The organism is Marasmitruncus massiliensis, assembly GCF_900186535.1.
GTDB lineage: Bacteria > Bacillota > Clostridia > Oscillospirales > Ruminococcaceae > Anaerotruncus > Anaerotruncus massiliensis_A.
The window spans coordinates 70670-96700 of record NZ_FYDE01000003.1 but is presented as its reverse complement, the minus strand read 5'-3'; the positions used below and the strand labels follow the sequence as shown (position 1 = coordinate 96700).

Here is a 26031-nt window from a genome sequence, read left to right as displayed (position 1 = left end):
ATGCAGTATCTTACGGATTCGTTTCAATAATTTGGGGCTTTTCCCCTCCGGTTGATTTTCTTATGATACCGGTTGAATAATTTTCGCCGGCAGCCGTATAGTTACTTCCGTTCCAACCCCGTATTCACTGTTAATCCTGAGCCCATACTCCTTTCCATAATACAACTGGATCCGTTCATGCACATTAGTCAGGCCGAAACCGACCTTGTTGCCGCTGTATATGGAGTTTCTCAGCTTGCTTAGCTGGTCTGGGCAGATGCCGATTCCATTGTCCCTGACCCTTAGCTCCAGAAGCTGGCCATCCTTATGGCCGCAAACCGTAATCTTCCCCTTTCCGCGCTTATTTTTGATGCCATGGTAAAGAGCGTTTTCCACCAGCGGCTGCAAGGTCAGCTTTAAGACAGTATATTCTCCAAGCTGCTCGGGAATGCAGATTTCATACTCCATAATGTCGCAGTATCGTACCTGCTGGATTTCGAGATAGCTTTTCACATGGAGCGCTTCTTCCCGCAGCCGGATAAAATCCTCCCCTTTGCTCAGCGTCGTCCGGAAAAATGTGGAGAGCGAGGAGATCAGCTCCACCACCTGTTCGTCCTTATGGTCTTCCGCCAGCCAGATTACCGTATCAAATGTATTATAAAGAAAGTGCGGGTTGATCTGCGCCTGCAGCAGCTTAAGCTCCGTACGCCTCAAATTCACCTGCTCCTGACGGACGTCCATCATCAGCGTCCCGATCCGTCCGACCATCCTGTCAAAGCTCTCGCTGAGCGTCTGCACCTCATCGTTCTGGCTGGCAACGGGGCGGACAGTGAAGTCCCCCTCCCCTACCATCCGGATATTTTCGCACAGCTCTTTAAGCGGCCTCGTGATGCCTTTGGATGTCCGCACGGCAACCAGCCACAGCAGACACACCATGATCACCGATGCTGCCGCAATAATCAGAACCGTGCGCCGGATTTCGAGATAGGTACGCTGCTGAATATCGGCCAGATTGCAGGTTTCATAATAGATATACTCATGCATGCTGTCGCTGATCAGCTCGGTGAGAATATAAATATTATGTTCCAACCTGTCCATATTCCAGTCATAGCCGCCTATTCCGCTTTTGATATCCAGAATTCTGGCTTCCAGGCTGTCGAGGAATTTTCCGATGTATTGCAGGCGGTCACGGCTGTCTGCCCGCGTTGTGGTCTGGTTGAGCTTTTCAACGATTGCGCGTGCATGTTCCACATCGTCCAGCGGCGCAAACATTTCAAAATTGCTGCCGCTGATCACATAGCGGTACATTTTATAATCCAATGTCTTTTTAAAGTCAAAGCTGAACTCGCTGGCAACCGTTACATTCCGGACAATCATGTTGTACTGGCTGTTATACCGGATAAGCGCAATCAGAAGCAGGCTGATCAGAAAGGCAAGCGGTATCAGAATGCCGGCAAACAGCTGCTTCAGCTTGACTTCCAGCGGCATGTGCTGGAAATTCTGAAAAAATGTCCGTTTCATAGTTCCTTCTGCCTCCCCATACGGAATTCACTCGGGGTGCAGCCCTGCATTTTCTTAAACAGGTAACTGAAATAATGAGGGTCTTTGTACCCCACCGCATAACTGATTTCAGAGGATTTCATTCCCGAACAGCGCAGCAGCTCCTTTGCCTTTTCCATACGCACGCCCGTCAGGTATTCGATGAAGGTTTCGCCGGTTTCCTGGCTGAAGATTGCGCTGAAATGGGTAGGACTGATGTTGACTGCCTGTGCCACATGGTTCAGCGAAATATCGTCGCAGCTATAGTTTTTCCGGATGTATTCCTGCGCGCGCTGGAGAAGTCCATCGTACTTTTTACGGGAAAAAAGGTCGCGCAGAGCCAGTGTTTCGGAGAGAACGGTCTTTACATAGCTTTTCGCATCCTGCACCGTCGAAGCCATGCCGACCACGCGGTCAAGATCGCCGCAGCGCTCAATTAATGTGCTCTGTCCGTGTCCCAGTTCTTCCAGAAAAGCAGCAGCGGCAAGGCGGATATCCATGACAATGTACTGCCGGAACAGAAACGACTGGATATGTACTGTGCCAAGGCTTTCAAAATAATCTTCCACAAAATGATCCGTATTTTCCCGTGACCCGCTTTTCAGAAAACGTTCCACGATCATTTTGTCAATTTTGGAGGTATCGAGGGTTTTCAGGCTGATATCCGCGTCCTGCGTCGCTGAAAGCTTGCGCATCTCACAGTAGTTAACCACACGGCTTTTTTCAAAAATATAATGGTATGCAAACGCCCTGCTTGCGGTGTCAAAGGCTTTGGAAATTTCCAGCAGCCGGCAGACCGGTTCCCCGATCCCGATAAAATAATAAATACCCGGTTCCTGCTGAAAAATCTGGGTAATTCGCTCCGCGCAAGCCCGGGAGGCTGTTTCCGCCGGTATTTCGGCGCTGCCTTTCACAAGCAGCGCATATCCTTCCAGCCCGCGTTTAAAGAGCAGGACGTTGGGCTGACCACCTAGATGTTCTTCCAGCTTTTTTTGCAGCTGCACCAGCTTTTCGGAATAGAGATCGTTTACACCCGTCTCTTTAAAAAACTTGAACAGTACGATTTGATAGTTTTGGGCAATCAGCTCAAATCCCAGATCTTTTGCTTTCTTTAAAAGGTCGGAAACCGATTGTTTTCCCGACACCAGTTCCTCAAAGAACCGCTTGTTCTCCAACCCGGCCTGTTCCTGCATTTCCTGCCGGTACCGCTGCAAATAGGTTTCCTGCAGGCGTTCCTCGTCTATGATTTTTTTGACATGCTGGATTGTTTCCACAATTTTGGCGCTTGCAACCGGCTTGAGAAGATACTCTGTCACGCCGATCGCAATCGCTTCCTTCGCATACTGGAACTCATCATATCCGCTCAAAATGATAATCTTCATGCGGGGAATCTCCTGACGGACCAGCCGCGCCAGCTCCAATCCGTCCATAAACGGCATTTTAATGTCTGTAATCAGGACATCCGGCCGCAGCTTTTGGATCAGCGGATAGGCCAGTTCCCCGTCGCTTGCTTCCCCGGCAAATTCAAACCCATGTTCCGCCCAGTCAATTTTATTCTTGATTCCTTCCCGGACAACCATTTCATCTTCTACAAGAAAAATTTTGAGCATATCATTCCCACCTCGCAATTTTGACGCATATAGTTAACAGAAATAGCCAATTTCATTAAACCACTTGATGGAAATAAATGCAATATAACGATTTTGCGCCGCACATCCGCTGTGTAGGCAAAAACCTCCCGCATCCGGCCCGGATGCAGGAGGTTTTTGGGTATGGCTTTTTCATTCTATTAATTTTCTTGATTGATGAACATAAATGCAAAACCTGCCAGCAATAGTATGACACTGACCATGATTGCCTTTTCCTGCCACATATTTACACAAAAGTTTCCTATAATCGCCCCAATGACAAATATTCCGATGACGCCAAGATATAAAAACCCATTTTCTTTTGCTGTTGTGTTTTTGGTAAAACCGTAATCGCAAATAGCTTGCGTAGCCGCCCGCAGATTACCGATGCACATCGTAGTGGCAATTCCATTTCCATTCATCTTCCGAAAACTCTCCACCTGTGCGCCGCAGGCAAATGAAGCCAGGCTGTTTGCAAGCAGATTGAAACTTTGAGGCATCAAGGATACGGCAAGCAAAATAATCGCTTCAGCCAGAAGCACCAGCTGGCGCCAGTGGAAACGCTTTGTTCCGCCAAAGCGATTTCTGATGATTTCCGCAGCAGCGATACCAAAAGCAAATGCCAGAACAGGAAAAAGATACCGCAGCGCAGACGAAAAATTGCCCGTTGAGAGATTGACCCCAAACAGCAGAATATTTCCTGTTTGGGCATTTGCGAAAACATGTTCCCTGCATAGATAGGAATATGCATCCATGAATCCGCCGGACAGCGTCAGTAAAATTACAAGCGGTAAAGATTCTGATATTTGTTGAGATTTTTCCATTGTATCTATTCCCCTTATTCGGATGCATAGGAGTTTATTCCTCGGAGGATGATTCTTTCTCACTTTGCAATTGCTGTATCTTTTTCTCCAGTTCTTCGATTCTGGAATCCTGATTCATGAGAACGGTGACCAATATCGCCAACAGAAATGCTATCGCAATGATATCCGCCCAAATGTTGCTTACCAAAAGCCCTGCAAATAAAAACGCCGCAATTACGCACAAAACAAGGCAAATCACAAATGTGCCCAGAAATCCTTTCAAGATAAATCACCTCAACATATTCCCGTTTATCCGTATAGAAAATCTTTTCTATATTTATCATATCACGTTTTTCCCTATAAAAAAAGACATCGCTGTCCATTGTCGGAAAGCCATGTCTTTAGGGAGTATACTGGGAAAAGGGGTTTACGATTAGACGGAGATTACGCTCATTCATTTATATGTAAACTTTACTGTACAGGTTGAATATCTATGCTCTGGGCAATAGCGCTTAGTTCCTCATCAGACAGACTATCCGCATCAAATTCAAAAGCGACATATACAAGTAAGGTGTCGTTGTAGGAAAGAATTCCTTTATTATACTTTTCGTTTTCGCCATATCCCAAATCATTACTCAAGCAGGCAGCATAATAGACATCTGTTATTGCAGTAACACCATTTTCTTTTTCGCTAATTGGAGTATAGCTACCGCCGTTTTCTTTGGGGCGTGCATCAAAAAAATAGCCATTGCCTAAGGCAATTGGGCTGTAGATTGCCTGCGGTATCTTTTCAGCCCCCTCATATTCTTCGTAAATATTGTATCCGACAGCCCCTACATACTCATTATTCTTGTTGTAAATTCCCATAACCGACCATACGCCTATCAATGGAAAAATTTTTGTGTCTTGTGACCGCCCTGTTAAAGTCCAGCCTTTTGGCAACTTCATTGACAGCGTAAATGGTTCGACGTCAAAGATTTCAGTATTACTTTCTGTTTTTCCGGCATCGCTTACAGGAAATGTAATTGTCTGAGCAAACAATATTTCACTGTTATCACTTTGTGCGTCGACTCCCGATTGACTCTCAATTTGTTTATTAGAATTCCCTGATGTACATGCAACAACCGATATGAGAATTATAGCCGCCAATAAGAGTATCAGGACTTTTTTCATTTTCGACACCCCCGAATAACATACAAATAACCCATATCCATTGTATCATACCTTTTATATAAGACAAGACATACCCTCCCCTTACGGGAAAGTATGTCTTGTTTGGTGCAGTGTTTAATGATAAATCCGAACCCTCAATGTCTTTGAGAGATACCGTTTTTGTACCGTCTTTATAATTCCAAACCAGTACAATTTTATCGTCATACAGATATATCGCATTCACAAAGCTATCTATCAGCCGTTGGCGCTCTGTTTTATCCGAAATATCGGTGGTACGGAATTTGTGTAGCCAGAATAATATCTGCTCCTTTGTGAGAACTGGATGCTGTAATTCTTCTTGTAGAATACTGACCTCTAATTGATTTTTGCGTTCTTCCAATTCATCCAGCCGCTTCTTGGTAGATTCATTAAAGATACCGGCCTGTATCGCATTAAGCATATTTTCAATGCCTTTCTGTGTTTCGACAAGTTGTTTTTTCAGCATGGGGATAGCATCGCTTTCCTTGCATTGCAGAGCAAATACAGTGTCAGCAATTTTATTGATAACCTCGTTATCCATGACCACCCACATGGTTTGCTGAATAACCAGAGTTTCAATCCAATTCTTCTTTACCGCCTTTTTGTCACACAGTTTCTTTTTCTTGGTATTATGGCACCGATAATAGCGGTGGACATTTCCTGTATGACTGGTTCCGCTTTCTCCTACCATGTACCGCCCGCATTTTCCACAGTGAAGTTTGGTGGTCAGTATGTAATCATCCTCTGCCTTATGCCGGGCAGGGGCTTTCTTGTTTTTGCGCATTCGCTCCTGCACCCTGTCAAACAATTCTTTCGGGATAATGGCAGAAATACCCTCCGGCACTACCACATCACGATAGCTGTATTCTCCGATATAGCGGCGGTTTTTCAGCATGTGCGCCATAATGTTTAGCGTAATTTTCGTTCCTCTGCTTGTGCGGATACCACGCTCGTTGAGCAGATTGACAAGCTGCTGCATGGTCGCGCCCTCACTGTAAGCCGTGAACACCTCCAACACCACGGGAGCCGTAACAGGGTCAATTTGGAATTGCTGTTCCTTATCTACTACATAACCAATCGGCAGTGTACCACCGTTGTAGCGGCATTTGAGGGCATTGTCGGTTAACCCTCTGATGACCTTCTCCGAAAGCTCGGCGGAGTAGTATTCTGCCATTCCCTCCAGCATAGATTCCAGCAAAATACCCTCAGAGCCACGGGAGATATTCTCGGTAGCGGACACCACGGTAACACCATTTTTGCGGAGCATCGCTTTGTAATGAGCCGAATCGTAACGGTTACGGGCAAACCGGTCCAACTTCCATACAATAATGGTTTCAAACATACCCTTGCCGCTGTCTTTAATCATCTGCTGAAATTGCGGACGGTTATCCGTTTTAGCAGACAGCGCACGGTCAATATAGCTACTTAAAATGTTGATGCCGTTGCTTTCGGCAAATGCCATACATTCTCGTAACTGACCTTCAATGCTTTCCTCCCGCTGATTATCAGAAGAGTAGCGAGCATAAATCACACCATTCACACACTGTCACCGCCTTTCGAAATCATTTCTATCAGAGCCTGTTTTAGCTTATCATTCATGGGGGATTTGGGGTCAAAGCACATTTCGATAAACTGCCGAAGCTGTTGGTTTTCTTCAGAGAATTTCGGTTTATAGTCGTATAGTCTGCCTTCCGGCTTGTCCGTTCTGCCAAAGATATAATCCAGAGATACGTCAAAATAATCCGCATACCAGACGAGCAATGGCAAAGGCGGAGCAGACTGGTCGTTTTCATATCGGTTAATGCTGGATTGAGTGGCCCCGGCCAATGTCGCAAGTTTTGCCTGCGATAAATTCACGCTTTCTCGCAGCAATTTGATTTTTTCCGCAACCTCTTTCATGTACAGCCCTCGCTTTCTTTTATCCTTATATTAACCCATATGCAAAACAAAATCAACTCATATTTAGATTCGATATGGATTCTCATAACGATTCGGATTGTTTTTGTGGGCCTTTACCGGAAACCGCACTTTAAAGCGCTAAAACTTTGTCCGGGATTCCGTCTGGACGCGCACTTCCTTTTTGGCTACCATAGTAAACAGGAGGTGGTGAAGATGCAGAGTGTAATCAAGCAGATTTACAGTGGTGAATTGTGTCCGGCAGAGCGTTCCAAGGTATGCATTGCAGAATTTTATACAGCAAAAAATGCGGCGGTACTGGCTCATGATGCCTTTGAAGAAAAGCTGTGCCAATCTATGAAAGGGGAACTGGACGAGTATCTTTCCAAGGAATCGGACGTTACCGCTTATCATATGGAGCAGGCATTTTCAGACGGGTTCAGGTTGGGTGCACAATTGATGTTGGAGGTTTTGGAGGTGAGAAAAGATGATTGAGTTGGACTATATAGAAATAGACGGTCTCCTATATCCCAACATTGCTTTGGACGATGAGGGGCTTTATAGCCACCTTGGTAAATACGGCAATCTACGGCTGAAATATTTGCACGGACAAAAGCCAGAAATGTATCGGGAACTGCTGTTTTTGGGCAAGCTGTCAAGGCACTGTGCCGATATTGAGAAATCCGCTTTTGACATGGTGGAGCGGATTCGAGGACAGTATTTGGAGCAAAATCCCCCGCCTCTTGAGGATACATTAGCAAGGATACAGGTATTTACACTGGCACAAGATATTGCCGACGAATATGTACTGCATGATTTGATATATGCCTAAAAGATAGCCGCCCTGCTGATTTACGGTCAGCAGGGCAGTTCTATTTATGGAAAATTAAACAGTGTAACTACAGTAAAACAAATTCGTTAAATTTCATCTTCAAATATGGGTTCGACATGCTCTCTATTCAGTTCTATTCTGCCCTTGGCATCCGGAATAAAAAGAGAAGCGGATGTAAATTACATTCCCACCATCTCCTAGTCAATACTTGCATAAAGGTAGTGGAAAGTCTCTAAAAAATATGGTATGCTTCCCTTGTAAAAACTTGACTTTTCCATACAGCGTAGAAGCCATAAGTAATGAATTCTAAGGGGGTGTACCGTGGATACCGCATTAATATTAAGAATTGCTTCTGAGAAAAACCAGCATTTTGCGAGTAACGAAATTGCCAGTCTACTGAGTCAATCGGCATTAGTGGGAAAACTCACGGCAGATTTTGTGGGTCACCCTCTATTTGCTGTCTTTCGGATTATGGGTCTGAGTGAAATCCCATATATTGAAAGACTGCCTTACACGCAGAAAATGATAGCCTATATTAACCAGAACATAGCGACTGCACATGGATTTTCATGTTTAGGCGGAGTTGAAGAAATTGTCCCTTGCTACAATGCAATGCTATTGGAAGCCTATTGCAGACTTGGCCTTGCTACCAGCAAAGAAGCACAGGCAGCTTTAAGTTGGATAGAGCAATATCAGCTTTTGGGGCGCAATCAAACCACTTTATGGCCTTATAAAGGTGTTTGCAAACATGGTGGTTGCCTTGGAAAAACGCCATGTTATATTGGTATTGGCAAAACCGTCCGTGCGCTCACCACCTATTCAGAGTGCGTTAAGTATGAAAACCAGAACGTGGAAAAGCTCTTGATACAAGGGACAGACTATATGCTTCGCCATAAAATGTTTCAAAAATTATCGGATGGACAACCAATCAGCGCTCATATTACAGATATCATGTTTCCGCAAAGTTACGCACTCTCACTTACAGACTTAATTTATATTGTCGGAAAAAGGCGGTTAACGGCAAGTGAAGACAGCGCAGCATTGTTACGCCTTTTGCAAGAGAAACAAATAGAGGCAAACCAATGGAAGATAGATTATCTATACAGTTATAAAGGCTATGTCTGCTTTGAAAGCAGGTGCAAAGCATCGGAATGGGTTTCAGCATTGTTTCCAATGTGGCTATCTGGCTCAGTGTAAGGATATACGAATTTTAACCGAACAGCTTCAGCTTTTTATAAAAGCAGAGTTGTTCGGTATTGCTACCCCCCTAGCGCCTGCCAGTCAATCTCTCCATAAAGCTGACGGTTAACCGGTTTGCCCGACGAGGTTGTAAATGATAGTGATTTTCTTCCGTTTCTATCAATTGATTTATGAGGGATATCCTTAATAAAACATAATGCCATTAAAAATTGACTGCAAGAACTTTTTAAACTTTTTGTGATACTGGACAATTCCTTGAAATTGATCCATTATAGATTGACGGTAATTAAATATCGTCATATATGGGGAGATTACCATGAAAAAAACAGCCGAACAACTTCAAGCTGCGCTTGACCGAGAAATAGAATATACCGAGAAGCTCAACAAGAAAATCGACCTCATGAGAGAACAGTTAAAGGAGCGCATTACCATACAGGAGCATGAAAAGGCTATTGCTTTGCTCCAAGAAAAACATGCACAGGAAATAGCGGAAATTAATAATCGTCAATCACAAAAACATAATGAGCGTGGTGCCGGACGCAGGAAAAAGGCAACAAATCAAGTCATTTTGCGGGTTTTGGAGCTGCGTCAGGAAGGTTTATCGCAGCAAAATATCTCAAAAGCTATTTTTGAGGAGTTTGAAATTGTCATTAGTCGAACGACCGTTGGAGAAATTGTACGTGGTGAACACGGAAACGGTACTGAGTAGACGCAACAGCCCTTCGCTTTTCCCTTGCGCCAAAGCAGCAAGGAGAACTTAACGAAGTTAAGGCAGGAATAGGGGAGTTCCAAAACTCCCTCCAGACCGCTTGCCGCCAAGGGCGGCAACGACATTCAGCAAGGATTCGGACATTATTTTTAATGTCACCCATTTGGGGTTCCATACACTTGATTTTTGGGTATAGGGGTTCCAGCATTATCATAAATCGTTACGGATAAAGCCGCTACCGGGGTTCTATGCACTTTTTAACAGAGCGAAGAAGGATTTAACAACATTGCAGGCCTTGACTGAATGCGATAACCATGAGTTGTTTGACAACTTTATTCCTACCTTAACCAGCCGCTTTACGTAATTTGCGAAACTAGATACGGTTAAGTTTTGCAGCTTGACAAGTCATTTGGTGAGCGCTACAATAATTATATTAAAGGGTAAAAATGCCCACAAAAATTGAATAGTCAGCTTCACAGGATGCCGTGGCATTTGCCTAAGACCTAGGAGGGCAAATGGCAAAAGACGACATCGGGGTAGAAATCCCACAGCACGAGATTGAGAGTCTTGCAAGGTTGCTCCTGCCGAAAATCCGCCTATTCTTTAAAAGCGAGGAAGGACAGCGGGAATTTGATGAGTGGAAACAGCAGCAGGCACAAGAGGCTACGAAAGAAGCTAAATGATATATAAGCAGGGCGGCGGTTCAAAATGAACCGCCGCCCTGCTATTCTGTGGAGTAATAAATTCCCATAATACTCTATACTTGTGTTATAGCATGTGTTATACTTTAAACAGAGGTGAAAAACCATGAATTTTTACGAAATTGTAAGATTAATAAGAGAAAAGACAGGCATGAGCCAAGAAGATCTGGCACGTGCTTTAAATGTGAGCTTTGCCACCATCAACCGATGGGAAAATGGAAAAACACGTCCTAACAAATTAACCCAGTCAGTATTTTTTGATTTTTGCAAACTACACGGAGTGGATATAGACAATTTGATGGATGCGGAGGATTAATTATGGCAGTAAATAATAGTGTAGAACTTGGATTTGAGAAAGAAATTTGGAAGGCAGCCGACATTATGCGTGGAAACATGGACGCTGCTGAATATAAACATGTTATATTGGGACTTATATTTTTAAAATACATATCGGATCGGTTTGAACATAAATATAAGAAATTACTTGAAGAAGGAGAAGGATTTGAAGAAGATAAAGATGCCTATTTGGAAGATAATATCTTCTTTGTTCCCGCCGCAGCCAGATGGACTAATATCAAATCGCAGGCACATACACCGGAAATCGGAAAAGTGATTGATTTCGCATTAGACGCTATTGAGCAAGCTAATAAAATTCTAAAAGGTGTTTTACCAAAAAACTTTGCTCGACCAGAGTTGGATAAACGTAGGTTGGGTGAAGTGGTTGATTTGTTTACCAACATAGCCGTAGCTGCTAATGGTGGCACGATGGATTTGTTGGGACGAGCATATGAATACTGCCTTGGACGCTTTGCTGAACAGGAAGGCAAGCTAGCTGGAGAATTTTACACTCCTGCGTGTGTAGTCCGCACTTTGGTAGAAGTAATTCAGCCTTTTAATGGACGTGTATATGACCCCTGCTGTGGTAGCGGCGGTATGTTTATACAGTCTGCAAACTTCGTGCAGGCTCACAGAGGAAATATCAATAACTTATCCATTTATGGACAAGATTCAAACCCCACTACATGGAAGCTGTGCAAAATGAATCTTGCCATTCATGGTATTGAAGCTGACCTTGGAAGGACATCGGAGGATACATTCTTTAAAGACCTTCATCCCACTATGAAGGCTGATTATATTTTGGCCAATCCTCCGTTTAATCTTTCCAACTGGGGAGCAGATAAGCTGGCTGATGATATACGTTGGAAATATGGTATTCCCCCTGCTGGCAACGCGAACTTTGCATGGATGCAGCATATGATTCACCATTTAAGCGCCAAGGGTCGCCTTGGCATGGTGTTGGCTAACGGCTCACTCTCCAGCCAGAGCGGTGGCGAGGGCGAAATCCGCAAAAAGATTATTGAAGATGACTTAGTGGAAGGTATTGTCGCCATGCCGCCACAACTATTCTATACCACACAAATTCCTGTTTCGCTGTGGTTTTTAAATCGTGCCAAAAAACAGCCTGGTAAAACCTTGTTTATTGATGCCCGTAATATGGGAACTATGATTAGCCGTCGCCTGCGAGAAATGGCAGACGAAGACATTGCTAAGATTGCTGATACTTTTATTGCTTTCGAGGAAGGTACGTTAGCGGATGAAGCTGGCTTTTGCGCTGCTGCTTCAACGGAAGAAATCGCTAAACAAGATTATATTTTGACTCCGGGGCGTTATGTTGGGCTGGCCGAGCAAGAGGATGATGGTGAGCCTTTTGAGGAAAAAATGGCACGTCTGACGAGCGAATTGTCTAATTTATTCGCACAAAGCCATGAATTAGAAGATGAAATTCGCCGGAGATTGGGGGCGATTGGTTATGAGGCCTGATAAAGAGCTTCGTGTACCGTTCAATTCGCCTTTAAAGACGAATGATACACCTTTTCAAACCATCGGCTGTCGCCATACAAATCCAGATATTTGTGGCTCAAATGGGTTGGCAAATATTTGCGCGTTTAGTCGGGAAGACGGCATATGCAGGAAACCATCATCTGCATGGAAAAAACAATTTGCCAAATTAAATGTGAAGAATGAGTGAGCGTATGATTTCAAAAAAATTAATTGAGTTATGTATTTCCATTACCGACTGCCCCCATTCAACACCCGAATGGACAAATGGTGGTAAACTGGTAATTAGGAATCAATATATTAAGAATGGAAAGATGGATTTATCTAATCCATCTTATACAACTGAGCAAAGCTACTTGCTAAGACGGAAAAGAGCTAAACCTTGTGCGGGGGATATTATTATCACACGCGAGGCACCGATGGGTGAAGTATGCATGATTCCCGAGGGACTTGAGTGTTGCCTTGGGCAGAGAATGGTATTATTGAAGCCTAATAAGGCGGTTTGTGATAATAGATACTTGCTCTACATACTTATGTCAAAATATGTTCAGCACCAAATTTCATGGAGTGATGGAACTGGTACAACCGTTAGTAACCTGCGTATTCCACACTTGGAAAGCCTACAAATACCCTATATCTCCCTCTCTGAACAACGTGCTATGGCTGCTACCCTCTCCTGCCTTGATAACAAAATAGAGCTAAACAACAAGATCAATGCCAATCTGGAAGCGCAGGCGCAGGCTATCTTCAAAAGTTGGTTTGTGGATTTTGAGCCGTTTCAGGATGGTGAGTTTGTGGAGAGCGAGCTCGGCCTTATTCCAAAGGGCTGGCGGGTAGGGAAACTTGGAGATATTGCACGATATGTGGGGGAACGAATACCCGTCAGTCATTGTAATACAGAAAATTACATATCCACAGAAAATATGCAAGTAAATAAGCAAGGGGTTATTGAGGCTACCTCTTTACCTTCCATGCCTGCGGTAAGCAGATATGAGGAACACGATATATTGATATCAAATATTAGGCCATATTTTAAAAAGATTTGGTTTTCGGATAAAGTTGGTGGATGCTCTAATGATGTTCTTGTTTTTCGGGCAAAACACGCAGCGTTTATAGGGGTACTGTACAGCGTTCTATATAGTGATACTTTTTTCGAGCATGCAACTGCCACATCTAAAGGCACCAAGATGCCACGTGGTGACAAAACAGCTATCATGAGCTATCCTATAGCGTTACCTGAAATACCCGATAGTAGTATTTATATACAGCAACTCAACATAATGGTGTTGGAGTTTCAAAAAAAGATAACCGGCTTACGTAAAGAGAATCAGACGCTTGCCGCCCTGCGCGATGCTCTGTTACCCAAGCTCATGAGCGGTGAAATTGAAGTGTGAATGATGAAGGAGGATGTATAATGGAACTGGTGATAAAACGCAAGAATTGTTTCTTTGAGGGAATTAGTAGTATGCTTCGCAAAAAGGGCGATAATGTAGTGTATGAGGAAGAAAAGGTTTATGGAGGTAGGCTAACAGGTGATGTAAAGACTGAATTTACGAGGATGTTAGAAGACGTCGACGCTAAATCCCACACACTAATAATTACCGATCCATATTTCCTTTCATGTAACACTCCAGACATTATAGATTTTTTCTTGTCAACAATTATTGGTATTGCGCCAAAGGAAATATGTGTATTGTGTCCGCAAAAAAACATCTGCCCAAGCACGTTACACTTCTTTACCAGTATCCTTAAGGATAAAGGCATCTGTTTAATACAAAGGAATTGCAGTGCTTTTCATGACCGGTTTTGGATAATCAAAGAAAGCGGTCGTGGTTTTATCTTGGGAACATCACTAAACGGAATTTTGGGTAAGCGAATATTCTATGTTAATGCCATTGATGACGCTGATGTATCTGATATATTTGCTTTTCTTACATCAGAGAATCTTATTTAACTGCGAGGTGATTGTCATGTCTTTCCTTGAATCCAACTACGAAAATGCCGTGATGATTTTGCTGGATGAGCTAGGCTATACTCGTTTATACGGCCCTGACATTGAGCGGGATTTCCACAATCCTCTATATATGGATATATTGACAGAGCGGCTCCCGCATATCAATTCCAAAGCGGACAAACAGGCAGTAGACGAGGCTCTTTATAAGCTGACCCATATGGCACATGGTTTGCTTATTCAGCAAAACAAACAGTTTACGGACTGGCTCCAAAACGGCATGGAAGTCAGTTATCAAAAAAATGGTGAAACCAAGCACGATATTATCAAGTTGATTGACTATCACAATGTTAATAACAATCTATTTTATGCAATTAATCAATGGACAGTGGTAGAAAATGAGACGAAACGCCCAGACATCACAATATTTGTTAACGGACTTCCTCTCGTGGTTATCGAGCTAAAAAGCTGTATGCGAGAGGACACCGATTTTTCTAATGGCTATCGCCAGATTAAAAACTATATGCATGAGATACCGGTGCTTTTTCAATACAATGCTTTTTGTATCATCAGCGATTTAGTTGATTCCAAGGTCGGCACAATTACTTCGGGGTTTGATCGATTCGTTAACTGGAAAACAGTTGACGGAAACTATGAAGAAACGCAATATGCCCGATACGATGTTTTGTTTCAAGGGATGCTGGAACCCAAACGATTTTTGGATATTATACAGCATTTTGTTCTGTTTTCTCAAGACACGCCCGAGGATAATAAAATTCTAGCAGGATACCATCAATATTTCGCTGTCCGGAAAGCCGTAGAATCCACCTGTTATGCTACTCAGACCGATGGCAAGGGCGGGGTATTCTGGCATACGCAGGGCAGTGGAAAGAGCCTTTCTATGGTATTTTACGCTGGCCTTTTACAGCAGGAGTTGGACAGTCTAACAATTGTAGTCATTACGGATCGTAATGATTTGGATGATCAGCTTTATTTGCAATTTGCAAGCTGTAAAGATTTTCTGCGCCAAACCCCGGTACAGGCAACTTGCCGGAGTTTGAGTGATGAATATAAAGAATCCCTTGCTATCGGAGAAAAAGCGGTTAAAAAAGAAGTTGGATTGAAAGATTATCTGGATGGGCGACAAGCAAACGGTATTATATTTACCACTATGCAAAAGTTTGAGGAATCCTCAGAGCCGCTTTCAGAACGGCGGAATATCATTGTCATGGCAGATGAAGCTCATCGCAGTCAGTATGGACTAAGTGAGCGAGTAAAAAAGGATGGAACTGTTGTTATTGGTACGGCTCGCATTATGCGCGATTGCTTACCCAAAGCCACTTTTATTGGATTTACCGGAACGCCAGTTTCATCGAAAGAACGCAATACAAGAGAAATATTTGGTGACTACATAGATATTTACGACATGACACAAGCTGTGGAGGATGGCGCCACTCGCCCGGTGTATTATGAAAGCCGGGTTATGAACCTCGGACTTAAAGAGGATGTATTACGGCAAATTGATACTACCTATGAGCTTTTGGCACTCAATGCCAATGAACAGGATATTGAGCGCAGCAAAAAAGAGCTCGGCAGTATGGAGGCTATCTTAGCGGCACCTGAAACCATTGATACACTATGCAGAGATATTATCACACATTATGAGGACAACCGCGAGAACTTGCTTACTGGAAAGGCAATGATTGTAGCCTATTCCCGCCCCATTGCTCTGGATATCCACCGAAAGATACTGGAGCTACGCCCAGATTGGACAGAAAAGGTTAAAGTAGTTATGACCTCGGGCAATAACGACCCGGAGGAATGGCGAGCTATTATAGGAAATAAGGCATATAAAAAAGAGCTTGCACGTAAGTTCAAGGATAATAATGACCCAATGAAAATTGCTATTGTGGTGGATATGTGGCTGACAGGCTTTGATGTTCCAAGCCTTGCTACTATGTATGTATACAAGCCTATGTCCGGTCACAACCTTATGCAGGCCATTGCTCGTGTAAACCGTGTCTTTAAGGATAAAGAAGGCGGTTTGGTTGTGGACTACGTAGGCATTGCTCGTGCGCTCAAGGAGGCTATGAACGATTATACCCTTCGTGACCGCAAAAACTATGGAGATATGGATATTGCCAAAACCGCACTTCCTAAATTTGAAGAAAAACTGAGAGTATGCGGAGAGTTTTTCTACGGGTTTACATATGATTATTTCTTGGCAGAAGATAGTAACGATAAAATACGTGCTAATTTGATTACTGGTGGAATTAACTTCATACTTGGGAAAAATGAAGATGCACAAAAGCTGTTTCAAAAAGAGGCGTTATTACTTCGTCAGGCAAAAACCTTATGCCAAAGCCTGCTGAATAAACAGCAGCGCATGGAATCAGCTTATTTTGAGGCGATTCGCGTTGCAATCAGTAAAATATCTGCCCCTCGCAAGCTGTCATTTAAGGAAATTAACGAGCAAATCAACGAAATGCTTAAGCAAAGTATACGCAGTGAAGGTGTTATCAATCTGTTTTCGGACAAGAATGAGGAGTTTTCGTTATTTGATCCCGCTTTTCTCGAAGAGGTCGGTAAAATGAGGGAAAAGAATCTTGCTGCTGAATTACTCCGAAAACTATTGAGTGAGCAAATTTCAGCATATCAGCGAACAAATCTCGTGCAGGCAGAAAAGTTCTCAGAACGTATGCAGCGTATTATGAATTTATATCGAAATGGACAACTCAGCAATGCAGAAGTAATTGAAGAACTTCGGAAAATGGCATCAGATATACGAAAAGTCCATCAAGAAGGTGATGATCTAGGACTTTCACCGGAGGAACTGGCTTTCTACGATGCAATTACAAAACCCGAAGCGATAAAAGACTTTTTTACACATGACCAGCTTTGTGATATGACGAAAGAGCTGACCACAGCACTTCAAAAAAGTCGCACGATTGATTGGCAGAAAAAAGACAGCGCACGTGCTGGAATGCGCATGCTGGTAAAGCGCTTGCTTAAAAAGTATAAGTATCCTCCTGAAGGGCTTGAGGGTGCGATACAGACTGTAATGGCACAATGTGAGATGTGGACAGATAAAAACTAAAATTCAGTAGAGGAGGAAGTTTCATGGCAAAGCCCCCAAAACCTCAGACGGTTGAAAGAAAAATTTATTTCTATAAATTCACCTGCTCATACAATGGGAAAATAGCTCCTATAAGGGAAGTATTCGATGCTTATATCAAGAAATCCAATGGAGATAACAGTAAGCTCATTGAAAGGGGGCTTGCCGTTGAATATTTTGACAAATACCATTATCTCGACTTGCATTCGCATAAGAGTGATAAGAACGTGTATCGAGGTTTGTTTTACAGTCTTCGAAGAACCGATTTCCCATATTTATTCAATGTCCTAGATGGAAGACGCCAAGAAATTACTGCGAATGCAGATGACACCTTGATGGAGCAAACTCATTTTTACTGCTACATAGACCAAGGACTGATTGTTAGCGAATTCAATTTTCATGGTGCTCGAATAGAGCGATTGGGGAGCCATCTTTGCCGAATGGTACAGGACATCTATCCCAGCAGAATATATGATATTGAAGTACTTCCCATCATTATTCCTGATTATTATAAGAAAATTGCCAACTGCAAAGCTATATCAAAAATCCAATTCAAAGTTGCTAAACCGGGACTAAAGCTACTAAAAGAGGAAGGCATCATCAACGCATACGATATTGCTTCGGACAACCTTGATATCAGTGAGCCATTTTATGTTGATGTTGAACTATCAGGCGGAAAAAGAGGAAAAAATCTTCCTGTAAAGAATGTCGGGAAATTTTTAAATAAAGTCATTAGTGCAGTTAAGAAAGCAGCGGAAGAAGACGAGGAAACTATAAATAAGGATGAACCGCTTTTAAAAAAGGCGAAAATGCGGGGATACGATGCAGATGAATGCAAAATAATCCCATATGATTTGTTAGATGAAAAGCTGTTGCAAGTAGTAAGGGTAGAGAAAATCTCTGCGAAAACTAAGTATATCAATTCCCAGCAAATGTTCTCAGCCATTCAAGATGCCTTTAGAGAAAAACAAGATTTAGCAAAGCAATATATGAGAGGTGGTAGCGGTGAAAGCAATTAACAAGTTGCTTTATCATGATAAATTTTTCGCGTGCTTTCATTGGGCAGTTGGAATTATCATTATGTCCATAGTATATTTAGCAGTTAAACAATCGGAAATTGTTCCTATATCCAAGATTTCCTCACTGGTTAATTCCGACGTTATATCACTTTCAGCTACCATTGCAGGCTTTGAGCTGGCCGGGGTAGCTTTATTAATATCACTCAATGGAAATCAAAAATTCCAGTCAATAAAAGAAATTGGGAGCGACAAGACAATATACAAGTTGTTTTTTCATTCAATAATCTTGCTCACATTATCTTTATTAATTATGATAATTGATATAAATCTGTTAGAGCAGGTATCCGAAGCATATGTAAGGACCAAGAAATATATCGAATATTTATCTGTTGCTCTTTTCGTGCAGGGAATAGTATTTTTTCTATCAAGTGTCCGTATGTTGCTACTTATTTTCAAATAGAGAACCAGCCCCGTATTTTCCATTCCGGAGAAGATGGGGCTGGTTTTGAGTAATCATGAACTTAATGACTACAGTTTAGGATGTTATAAATAAAGCAATAATCCGAACCCATCCCCAATGGGGGCAAGGTTCGGATTATCATGATTTGGTGCGGGCGAAGGGACTTGAACCCTTACACCGAAGTACTGGCTCCTAAGACCAGCGCGTCTGCCATTCCGCCACGCCCGCAAAACTGCCGCATCCGGCGGCAGAAACAACAGTTATTATAGCATCCCGGACAGGGGTTGTCAACCGGCAGCGATGACGCCCGCTTCCAGCAACGACTGTGCGGCAAGAATGACACCTGTTTTACCGCTGGGGTAGGTAAGCCCCCCCTGCATCCAGGCAGCATACGGCGCACGCATCGGCCCGTCGGCGGAAAGCTCGATGGAAGCTCCCAGCGTAAACGCCCCCGCCGCCATAATGACCTTGCTGTCGTAACCGGGCATGTCCCACGGTTCCGGGCGGACAAACGCATCCACCGGCGCTCCCCGCTGAACTCCCTGACAGAAAGCCTCCAGTCCCTGCGGCGTCCCGAGCTTGACCGCCTGAATGATGTCGGTCCGGGGGGCATCCCAGTGCGGGAAAACCTCGAAGCCCAGACGTTCAAACAGCGCCGCGGCAAAAACAGCGGTTTTTAACGCGGAAGCCACCACGGTCGGCGCGAAGAACAGGCCCAAAAACATACCCCGCAGTTCACCCAGCGTGCACCCAACCTCTTTGCCGACGCCCGGCGCTGTCAGGCGGCAGGCGCACTGTTCAATCAGGCCGGCGCGTCCAGCGATATAGCCGCCGGTCTTGGCAATCCCGCCGCCCGGGTTTTTAATCAGGGAACCAATGATCAGGTCGGCGCCTGCCTGTGTCGGCTCCTGCTGTTCCACAAACTCACCGTAACAATTATCGACGATGACAATGGCCTGCGGATTGGTCTTGCGCACCAGCCCGATGATCTTTTCAATTTGGGAAACGGAAAGCGATTCCCGCAGGGAATAGCCCCGCGAGCGCTGCATATAAGCAACTTTCGCGCCCTTCACCGCTTCGCCGACACGATCAAAGTCGGGGGTTCCGTCCGGCAAGAGGTCGAGCTGTTCATAGCGCACACCGAATTCTTTCAGCGAACCGCTCCCGCCTTCCACGATACCGAGCACCGGCTGAAGGGTGTCATAGGGCAAACCAGTGAGCGAAACAATCCGGTCGCCCGGGCGAAGTACGCCAAACAGCGCGGTCGTAATGGCGTGGGTACCCGATACAAAATTGTGGCGGATTAAAGCGTCCTCTGCGCCAAAAATCTGTGCCAGAACGGCGTCCAGTACCTCACGTCCGCGATCGCCGTAGCCGTAGCCGGTAGAACCGGAAAAATGGCTTTCACTGACGCCGTTTTGAATGAACGCGGAAAGCACCTTTGCGGAATTGTATTCCGCATTGCGGTCAATGCGCGCAAAAGCCCCCGCGCAGGTCTCCTCAGCCTCCCGCGCAAGGGTCAGTATGTAAGGGTCAATCTGAAAAAATTGTTCGAGCATACGTAATCTCCTCAAAAATCAGAATCCTGCGGTTTTCAGAGTGCCGCCCGCCCCCATTCACCTGCCGGCTGAAACCCGCAGGCAGCGTAAAACGCGGCCAGCCCGGGGGCTTTGATCAGCATCTGCGGGCTCAGCCCCTGTGCAAACGCGGAAGCTGCCGCCTGATTCACTACACGCCGCCCAAACCCACGCCCCCGAAATGCGGGACGCGTGGCAACGGCAGCGATAACGGCCGTTTGATGATTATGAAATAATATACTGGATGTTGATACGATTCTGTTTTCAACTTCAAGTGTATAGCATTCCGCCAAGCCATGCCGGATTTTATGGGAAAGCTCAGTCAGCCACGCGTCATAGCATGTTCCTTTGGCAAATTCCGGGTCGGCTTCGCACAGCAGTTCCCAGACAGCGGACAGTTTTCCCGCCCGCTTTACGCCTCCGGCTTGTCCGGGCGGCTGATCCGCGCATAGAATCAAACCGGAACATGTGACTGTTCCGAGACCTTCCAGTAACGCCCGTTTTGCCTCTATGGTACGGCAGCCGGATGCCCGCAAAAACGCGGCCAGTTCGCCCGTATCCGGTACGGTCTTTGCCGCCAGCGTGAAATAATCGCCGCATCCTGACACCGCGCCTGTCGGAGTATCGCCGCTGAACAGCATCCAAAAATGAATCATTCCGCTTTGTGCACCGTAAGTTTGATACTGTGAGTATATTTTCGCAGAAAATACATCATTTGTATTGCAACAATCCAGAAGCCGCGCTTCCAGTTCCGGGGAAATAAACCGGATCATTCCCCGAAAGCGCCGATCAGCGCGGGCAGCAGGCGGGCGGTTTCCCGGATATCCGATTCATGCAGCACACAGGACGGGGTATGCAGATATCGGCAGGGCAGCGACACGGCCAGCACCCGCGCGCCGTTCCCCGCTACCTGAACCGAGCGCGCCTCGTTTCCGCCATAGACGCCCGCCTTGATCTGGCAGGGGATTCCTTTTTCCTCGGCCACGGCAAGCGCTTTCTGGTACAGCGTCCGGTCATAAATCGTGCCCTTGTCCATAAAGGAAAGCACCGGCCCTTTTTTCAGGCCGCAGACCGTTTTGGAAGGGTCCGTACCGGGGATATCGCCCGCCGTTGTGGTTTCCACCGCAATCGCGATTTCCGGTTCCACCTGCGCGGCCGCAGTTTTTGCGCCCGTCGTGCCGGTCTCCTCCTGCACGGTAAACGCGAAGTGGGTGTCATATTCCAGTTCGCTTTCAATCAATTCCACCAGCAGCGCACAGCCCGCCCGGTCGTCCAGCGCGCGCCCGCGGAGGAACCCCTCCCCAAACGGGGCAAATTGGGAAGTAAATACCGCGCGGTCGCCGAGCGAAACCACCGCAAGCGCCTCTTCCCTGCTATTCGCTCCGATATCAATCGTCAGCTTGTCGGATTCAACCACTTTGTCTTTTTCTTCCGTCGAACGCATGTGCAGCGCTTTCATACCGATGACTCCGTATACATCGCCGATCTGAACCGACCTGCCGACAATCACGCGCTTGTCGATTCCCCCGACAGGGGAAAACCGCAGCAAGCCGTCCTCTTCGGCGTAGGTAATAATCAGCCCCACTTCATCCATATGGGCGGAAAGCAATAGTTTATGGTTTGGCTCCCGTCTGCCTTTTTTGAACGCGAGGACATTGCCGAGCGCGTCCACCTTGTAGATGCAATGTCCCTCAATCAGGTTCAGGATTGCGTACCGCACCTGCTCCTCGCAGCCGGAAACCCCCGGGATTTCGCTCAGCTGTCTGATCGTTTCCAAAAGCATCAGCACGCACCTCCAAACTCGTCGTGGACATAGGCGGCAATCAGGTTTGCCGCTGCTTCCACGTCGGCAATTTCCACCACTTCAATCGGGGTATGCATATACCGCTGAGGGATCGAAACCAGGCCGCAGCGCACACCTGCGCCCGAAGACGCGACCGCGTCCGCGTCGGTCCCGGTGTTTCCCCCCATAATTTCAAGCTGATAGGGGATTTTCTCCTTTTCGGCGGTTTCCCTGAGATTCGCGGTCATATTGTTATCGAGAATCGGCGAAATGCCGATCATCGGGCCTTTGCCCAAAACGCCGCACTTCTGGCGGGGCGCATCTGGCGTGTGGCCGAAAGAAACATCCACCACAATGGCATGAGTGGGCGAAAGCAGGTTCGACGCCGTTTTGGCACCCTGGCTGCCGACTTCCTCCATCGTTGCAAGGACGACGGAGAGCGAACAGTTCAGGTTGCAGTCCGCAAGCCTGCGCGCCGCAAGGATGACCGCCGCGCATCCCGCGCGGTCGTCCAGCGTCCTTGCGCTGACGCGCCCGTTCAGCAGTTCATGGGACTGTCCGTAAAAAGAAACCCGGTCGCCGAGCGCAATTTTTTTGCGGACGGTTTCTCCGTCGAAGCCGACGTCAATATAAATATCCTCCACTTTCGGGATCACGGAATCATCCGGATTCAGGTGCGGCGGGATACTGCACACCACCCCGTCGTAATCGCCGCTGTCGCTGTGCACCACCACATGGGACGCCAGCAGCAGGGAGCGGTCAATGCCGCCGCAGTTGGAAACGCGCAGAAATCCGCTGTCCTCGATATAGGAAACAATCAGCCCGATCGTGTCGATATGCGCCGTCAGCATCACATGCGGCTTTTCCGGCCGCGTTTTCACCCGACAGACGAGCGAGCCGAGCGTGGTGACTTCGCAGCCGCCCAGACCGGACAGCAGCTTCTCTGCTTCGGCAACCGCGCCGGTTTCCAGTCCTGAAACACCGGTCGCTTCGCAGAGGGTAAAAAGCAGTTCTCTGGTCGTCATAATTTTTCGCCTCCTAAACTGTAAAGGGCGGCACAAAATGCCGCCCCGCTTTCATGAAAGTGCCCTGACAAGCTCCTTGAAATGCTGCCCGCGGGATTCAAAATTGGGATAGGCGTCAAAACTGGCGCAGGCCGGGGACAGCGATACAATATCCCCGTCTTTCGCCTGCCCGTCGGCAAGCTGCACCGCGTCGGGCAGATCCTTTGCACGCAGGATTTTCAGCTGAGAAGCATCATACCCGCTATAAGCTTTGACCGCCTGTTCAATTTTATCCGCGGTCGTGCCTGTCAGAATCAAAACCTTTACTTTTTCCATCAGTTTGGGCGCCAGCGGTTCAAACGGAATCTTTTTATCATAGCCGCCGGCAATCAGAATCAGCTTCTGCGCAAAGCTGTCCAGCCCCGCGATAGTACGGGTGGGGGTGGTGGCGATGGAGTCGTTATACCATTTTACGCCGTTTCTTTCCCGCACCAGTTCAATCCGGTGCTCAACGCCGCCGAATTCCACCGCAACATTATAAATGGCTTCCGCGTCGGCATAACCCCAGACAGCGCAGATCGCCGCCAGATAGTTTTCCACATTATGCATGCCCGGCAGTTTAATCTCGCTTGCGTGCATGATCTTCTGCGGCTTCCCGTTCACCGACAGATAAATGATGCCGTCTTCTCCGAGATAAGCACCGGTGCGAACCGGATGTTTGACCGAGAAAGAAAACGTCTGTCCGCGCGTTTCATTCTCAAAAGAAGCGGCCAGTTCATTGTCAACACCAAGCACAGTGCGGGAAAACGCACCCTGATGCAGAAAGATGTTTTTCTTTGCATCCACATATTCCTGCATATCCTTATGAATGTCCAGATGGTTCGGTGTAATATTGGTGATGACGGCAATATCCGGGCTCTGGCGCATAGAAATCAGCTGGAAGCTGGAAAGCTCCACAACGGCAAAATCATTCTCACGGATGTCACGGATCAAAGGCATTAGCGGGCGGCCGATGTTGCCGCCAATATGGACGCGGCGCCCTGCTTCCTTTAAGATTTCAGCGATCAGGGTAGTGGTGGTGGTCTTGCCGTCCGAACCCGTTACGGCAATGGTTTTGCAGGGGCAAAGGTCGAAAAACAACTCCATCTCGCTGGTAACCACCACACCGTTGCGGCGCAGCTCGTCAAACACAGGCTGGTAGAATTTCATTCCCGGCGTGCGCAGGACAATCTCGGCGTCAATGCTGTCGAGATAGCCGGGCCCCAGGCGCAGCTCAATCCCCTGCGCTTCAAAATTGTTGCAAAGCGCCTCCCCGAGCTCTTCCCGGGAACGTTTGTCGCACGCGGTAACCTTCGCGCCGTATTCCGCCAGACGGCTGATTAGGTCGGAGTGGCTAACGCCAATGCCGATGATACAGATTTTCACACCTTTGATCTGTTCAAAAAAATGCTGAACCCTGCTGTCCATAAATGACTGCCTCCAAAACAATCGTTATTCTGCTGATAAAAAGCCAACGAAACTATTATATTCGCGTAACGCGCAATTATCAAGAATGTTTTTGTGCAAATTGCTTATTCCCATGCGGAAATCACATAATCCACTGCCGCGATTTGCCGCCCGTCTTTCCAATAGACGCGCGGGACACGCCTTCCAATCAGGCAGGCTTCCTCATAATTGATCGTGCCGTTGCAGGCAGCGAAATCATCCAGCGTAATTTTGGTTTCCCCGCTTTCGCCGATCAGGGTCACCGTATCGCCGGTCCGGACCCCCTCAATTCCGCTGACGTCGATCATCAGCTGGTCCATACAGACCGTTCCCGTAATCGGGGCATACTTTCCGCGCACAATCACCCTGCCGCGGTTGGTAAAATTCCGGCGGTAACCGTCCGCATAGCCCACCGCGATCGACGCAATTGTTTTGCCGTCCTCCTGAGTAGTATAGCGCCTGCCGTAGCTGATGCTGATGCCGGTTTCCAGCTTCTTCACCATTGTCACAATGGTATAAAGCGACATGGCCGGGCGAAGGTCGGCCATACCCGCACATTCATCCGAAGGGTTCAGCCCGTAAAGGACAATGCCGAGACGAACCATATCCAGGTGCATCTGCGGATAGGCCATCGCCGCCGCACTGTTGCAGCAGTGGCGGATGGAAAACCGGATTCCCCGCTGTTCCAGCAGCGAAACCGTACGTATCAGAGTGTCAAATTGCCTGAGCGTATAGGCGCGGCTGTCCTCCGAAAACTCATCGGCGCAGGCAAAATGCGTGAAAATTCCGGTGCAGTTCAGTCCGGGCAGCGCGCAGGCCGCCGCGATTTCCTCCGCCGCTTCCGCCTCATGCCCATGCTGCGCAAAAAAGCCGATACGCGACATGCCCGTATCCACCTTGATATGGCAGTCCACACAAACACCTGCCGCCTGCGCCGAGCGGGACAGCGCCTGTGCATATTCGAGGGAATAGACAGTCTGTGAAATTGTCTGGGCGGCCAGCATTCCGGCCATTTCCGGCGGCGTATAACCCAGAATCAGAATCGGGCGGGTAATCTCCTGCTTACGCAGGGAAACCGCTTCATTAATATTGGAAACCGCAAACCAGTCGGCTCCGGCGTTCTCAAGCGCGGCGGCAACATATCCGTCGCCATGGCCATAGGCATCCGCCTTGACGACTGCCATGGTTTTGCATTCCGGTTTCAGCTTTTTTTTCAGTTCATAATAATTGTGGACGACGTTGTCCAAATTAATCTTCGCCCACGTGCGCTGAAGATAATCCATGGAAAAAGATCTCCTTTTGTCATATGTTTTCTGCCGG

The 26031-nt window shown here is 46.5% G+C and carries 26 protein-coding genes and 1 tRNA gene; 13 read left to right on the top strand and 14 right to left on the bottom strand.

What is annotated here, in order from left to right; all coding sequences use genetic code 11:
- Positions 1–60 precede the first annotated feature (60 nt).
- From C1A10_RS01660 to C1A10_RS01630, 7 genes are all read right to left on the bottom strand, one after another.
- Complete coding sequence (locus C1A10_RS01660; RefSeq protein ID WP_101908570.1) at positions 61–1500, bottom strand: sensor histidine kinase; 1440 nt, start codon at positions 1498–1500, stop codon at positions 61–63.
- The gene (locus tag C1A10_RS01655) at positions 1497–3128 is read right to left on the bottom strand and encodes a response regulator (protein WP_101908569.1); all 1632 of its coding nucleotides are present in this window, start codon (positions 3126–3128) and stop codon (positions 1497–1499) included. Before C1A10_RS01655 ends, C1A10_RS01660 begins: the two co-directional genes overlap by 4 nt.
- Before the next feature lie 179 nt (positions 3129–3307).
- The gene (locus C1A10_RS01650; protein WP_341456877.1) at positions 3308–4033 is read right to left on the bottom strand and encodes a YoaK family protein; all 726 of its coding nucleotides are present in this window, start codon (positions 4031–4033) and stop codon (positions 3308–3310) included.
- On the bottom strand, positions 4030–4332 hold the full coding sequence (locus C1A10_RS01645; protein WP_180950938.1) for a hypothetical protein: 303 nt from the start codon (positions 4330–4332) through the stop codon (positions 4030–4032). The genes C1A10_RS01650 and C1A10_RS01645 overlap by 4 nt, the downstream gene beginning before the upstream one ends.
- Before the next feature lie 88 nt (positions 4333–4420).
- Positions 4421–5122: a hypothetical protein gene (locus C1A10_RS01640; RefSeq protein ID WP_101908566.1), complete on the bottom strand. Its 702-nt coding sequence runs from the start codon at positions 5120–5122 to the stop codon at positions 4421–4423.
- Entirely contained in the window at positions 5046–6680 is a 1635-nt protein-coding gene (locus tag C1A10_RS01635) for a recombinase family protein (RefSeq protein WP_101908565.1), read from the bottom strand. Before C1A10_RS01635 ends, C1A10_RS01640 begins: the two co-directional genes overlap by 77 nt.
- Positions 6677–7039 carry a helix-turn-helix domain-containing protein gene (locus tag C1A10_RS01630; RefSeq protein ID WP_101908564.1) on the bottom strand — a complete coding sequence of 121 codons (363 nt, stop codon included), beginning with the start codon at positions 7037–7039 and terminating at the stop codon, positions 6677–6679. Before C1A10_RS01630 ends, C1A10_RS01635 begins: the two co-directional genes overlap by 4 nt.
- Before the next feature lie 213 nt (positions 7040–7252).
- Between C1A10_RS01630 and C1A10_RS01625 the strand changes: the two genes are divergently transcribed.
- From C1A10_RS01625 to C1A10_RS01570, 13 genes are all read left to right on the top strand, one after another.
- Positions 7253–7531, top strand: coding sequence for a DUF6809 family protein (locus C1A10_RS01625; RefSeq protein ID WP_101908563.1), 279 nt, complete (start codon positions 7253–7255; stop codon positions 7529–7531).
- The gene (locus C1A10_RS01620) at positions 7524–7868 is read left to right on the top strand and encodes a TnpV protein (protein ID WP_101908562.1); all 345 of its coding nucleotides are present in this window, start codon (positions 7524–7526) and stop codon (positions 7866–7868) included. The genes C1A10_RS01625 and C1A10_RS01620 overlap by 8 nt, the downstream gene beginning before the upstream one ends.
- 321 nt (positions 7869–8189) lie before the next feature.
- The gene (locus C1A10_RS01615) at positions 8190–9065 is read left to right on the top strand and encodes a hypothetical protein (RefSeq protein WP_101908561.1); all 876 of its coding nucleotides are present in this window, start codon (positions 8190–8192) and stop codon (positions 9063–9065) included.
- A 319-nt stretch (positions 9066–9384) separates the two neighbouring features.
- Positions 9385–9777: a hypothetical protein gene (locus C1A10_RS01610; protein ID WP_101908560.1), complete on the top strand. Its 393-nt coding sequence runs from the start codon at positions 9385–9387 to the stop codon at positions 9775–9777.
- A gap of 515 nt (positions 9778–10292) precedes the next feature.
- Positions 10293–10460, top strand: coding sequence for a hypothetical protein (locus C1A10_RS18300; protein WP_180950937.1), 168 nt, complete (start codon positions 10293–10295; stop codon positions 10458–10460).
- 124 nt (positions 10461–10584) lie between these two features.
- Positions 10585–10794 carry a helix-turn-helix domain-containing protein gene (locus C1A10_RS01605; RefSeq protein WP_101908559.1) on the top strand — a complete coding sequence of 70 codons (210 nt, stop codon included), beginning with the start codon at positions 10585–10587 and terminating at the stop codon, positions 10792–10794.
- Positions 10795–10796: 2 nt separating this feature from the next.
- Entirely contained in the window at positions 10797–12299 is a 1503-nt protein-coding gene (locus C1A10_RS01600) for a class I SAM-dependent DNA methyltransferase (protein ID WP_101908558.1), read from the top strand.
- On the top strand, positions 12289–12507 hold the full coding sequence (locus C1A10_RS01595) for a hypothetical protein (RefSeq protein WP_101908557.1): 219 nt from the start codon (positions 12289–12291) through the stop codon (positions 12505–12507). The genes C1A10_RS01600 and C1A10_RS01595 overlap by 11 nt, the downstream gene beginning before the upstream one ends.
- A gap of 4 nt (positions 12508–12511) precedes the next feature.
- Positions 12512–13711 (top strand): restriction endonuclease subunit S, encoded by a 1200-nt coding sequence (locus C1A10_RS18675; protein WP_101908556.1) that lies wholly within the window; start codon positions 12512–12514, stop codon positions 13709–13711.
- A 20-nt stretch (positions 13712–13731) separates the two neighbouring features.
- Positions 13732–14271 (top strand): hypothetical protein, encoded by a 540-nt coding sequence (locus tag C1A10_RS01585; RefSeq protein WP_101908555.1) that lies wholly within the window; start codon positions 13732–13734, stop codon positions 14269–14271.
- A gap of 16 nt (positions 14272–14287) precedes the next feature.
- A complete protein-coding gene (locus C1A10_RS01580; protein ID WP_101908554.1) occupies positions 14288–17365 on the top strand; it encodes a type I restriction endonuclease subunit R in 3078 nt (1025 codons plus the stop codon).
- A 23-nt stretch (positions 17366–17388) separates the two neighbouring features.
- Positions 17389–18402 carry a hypothetical protein gene (locus tag C1A10_RS01575; RefSeq protein ID WP_101908553.1) on the top strand — a complete coding sequence of 338 codons (1014 nt, stop codon included), beginning with the start codon at positions 17389–17391 and terminating at the stop codon, positions 18400–18402.
- Complete coding sequence (locus tag C1A10_RS01570; protein ID WP_101908552.1) at positions 18389–18862, top strand: hypothetical protein; 474 nt, start codon at positions 18389–18391, stop codon at positions 18860–18862. Before C1A10_RS01575 ends, C1A10_RS01570 begins: the two co-directional genes overlap by 14 nt.
- 146 nt (positions 18863–19008) lie before the next feature.
- On the opposite strand, the gene C1A10_RS01565 is transcribed toward C1A10_RS01570, so the two are convergent.
- The 7 genes from C1A10_RS01565 to alr form a co-directional block, all read right to left on the bottom strand.
- Positions 19009–19090, bottom strand: a tRNA-Leu gene (locus C1A10_RS01565).
- 59 nt (positions 19091–19149) lie between these two features.
- Positions 19150–20421, bottom strand: coding sequence for a methionine gamma-lyase family protein (locus C1A10_RS01560; RefSeq protein ID WP_101908551.1), 1272 nt, complete (start codon positions 20419–20421; stop codon positions 19150–19152).
- Between the two features lie 35 nt (positions 20422–20456).
- Complete coding sequence (locus C1A10_RS01555; RefSeq protein WP_180950936.1) at positions 20457–21095, bottom strand: GNAT family N-acetyltransferase; 639 nt, start codon at positions 21093–21095, stop codon at positions 20457–20459.
- 113 nt (positions 21096–21208) lie between these two features.
- Positions 21209–22222, bottom strand: coding sequence for a M42 family metallopeptidase (locus C1A10_RS01550; RefSeq protein WP_101908549.1), 1014 nt, complete (start codon positions 22220–22222; stop codon positions 21209–21211).
- Complete coding sequence (locus C1A10_RS01545; RefSeq protein ID WP_101908548.1) at positions 22222–23247, bottom strand: M42 family metallopeptidase; 1026 nt, start codon at positions 23245–23247, stop codon at positions 22222–22224. The genes C1A10_RS01550 and C1A10_RS01545 overlap by 1 nt, the downstream gene beginning before the upstream one ends.
- 51 nt (positions 23248–23298) lie before the next feature.
- On the bottom strand, positions 23299–24693 hold the full coding sequence (murD, locus tag C1A10_RS01540; protein WP_101908547.1) for a UDP-N-acetylmuramoyl-L-alanine--D-glutamate ligase: 1395 nt from the start codon (positions 24691–24693) through the stop codon (positions 23299–23301).
- 104 nt (positions 24694–24797) lie between these two features.
- Positions 24798–25994, bottom strand: coding sequence for an alanine racemase (alr, locus tag C1A10_RS01535; RefSeq protein WP_101908546.1), 1197 nt, complete (start codon positions 25992–25994; stop codon positions 24798–24800).
- Between the last annotated feature and the right edge of the window lie 37 nt (positions 25995–26031).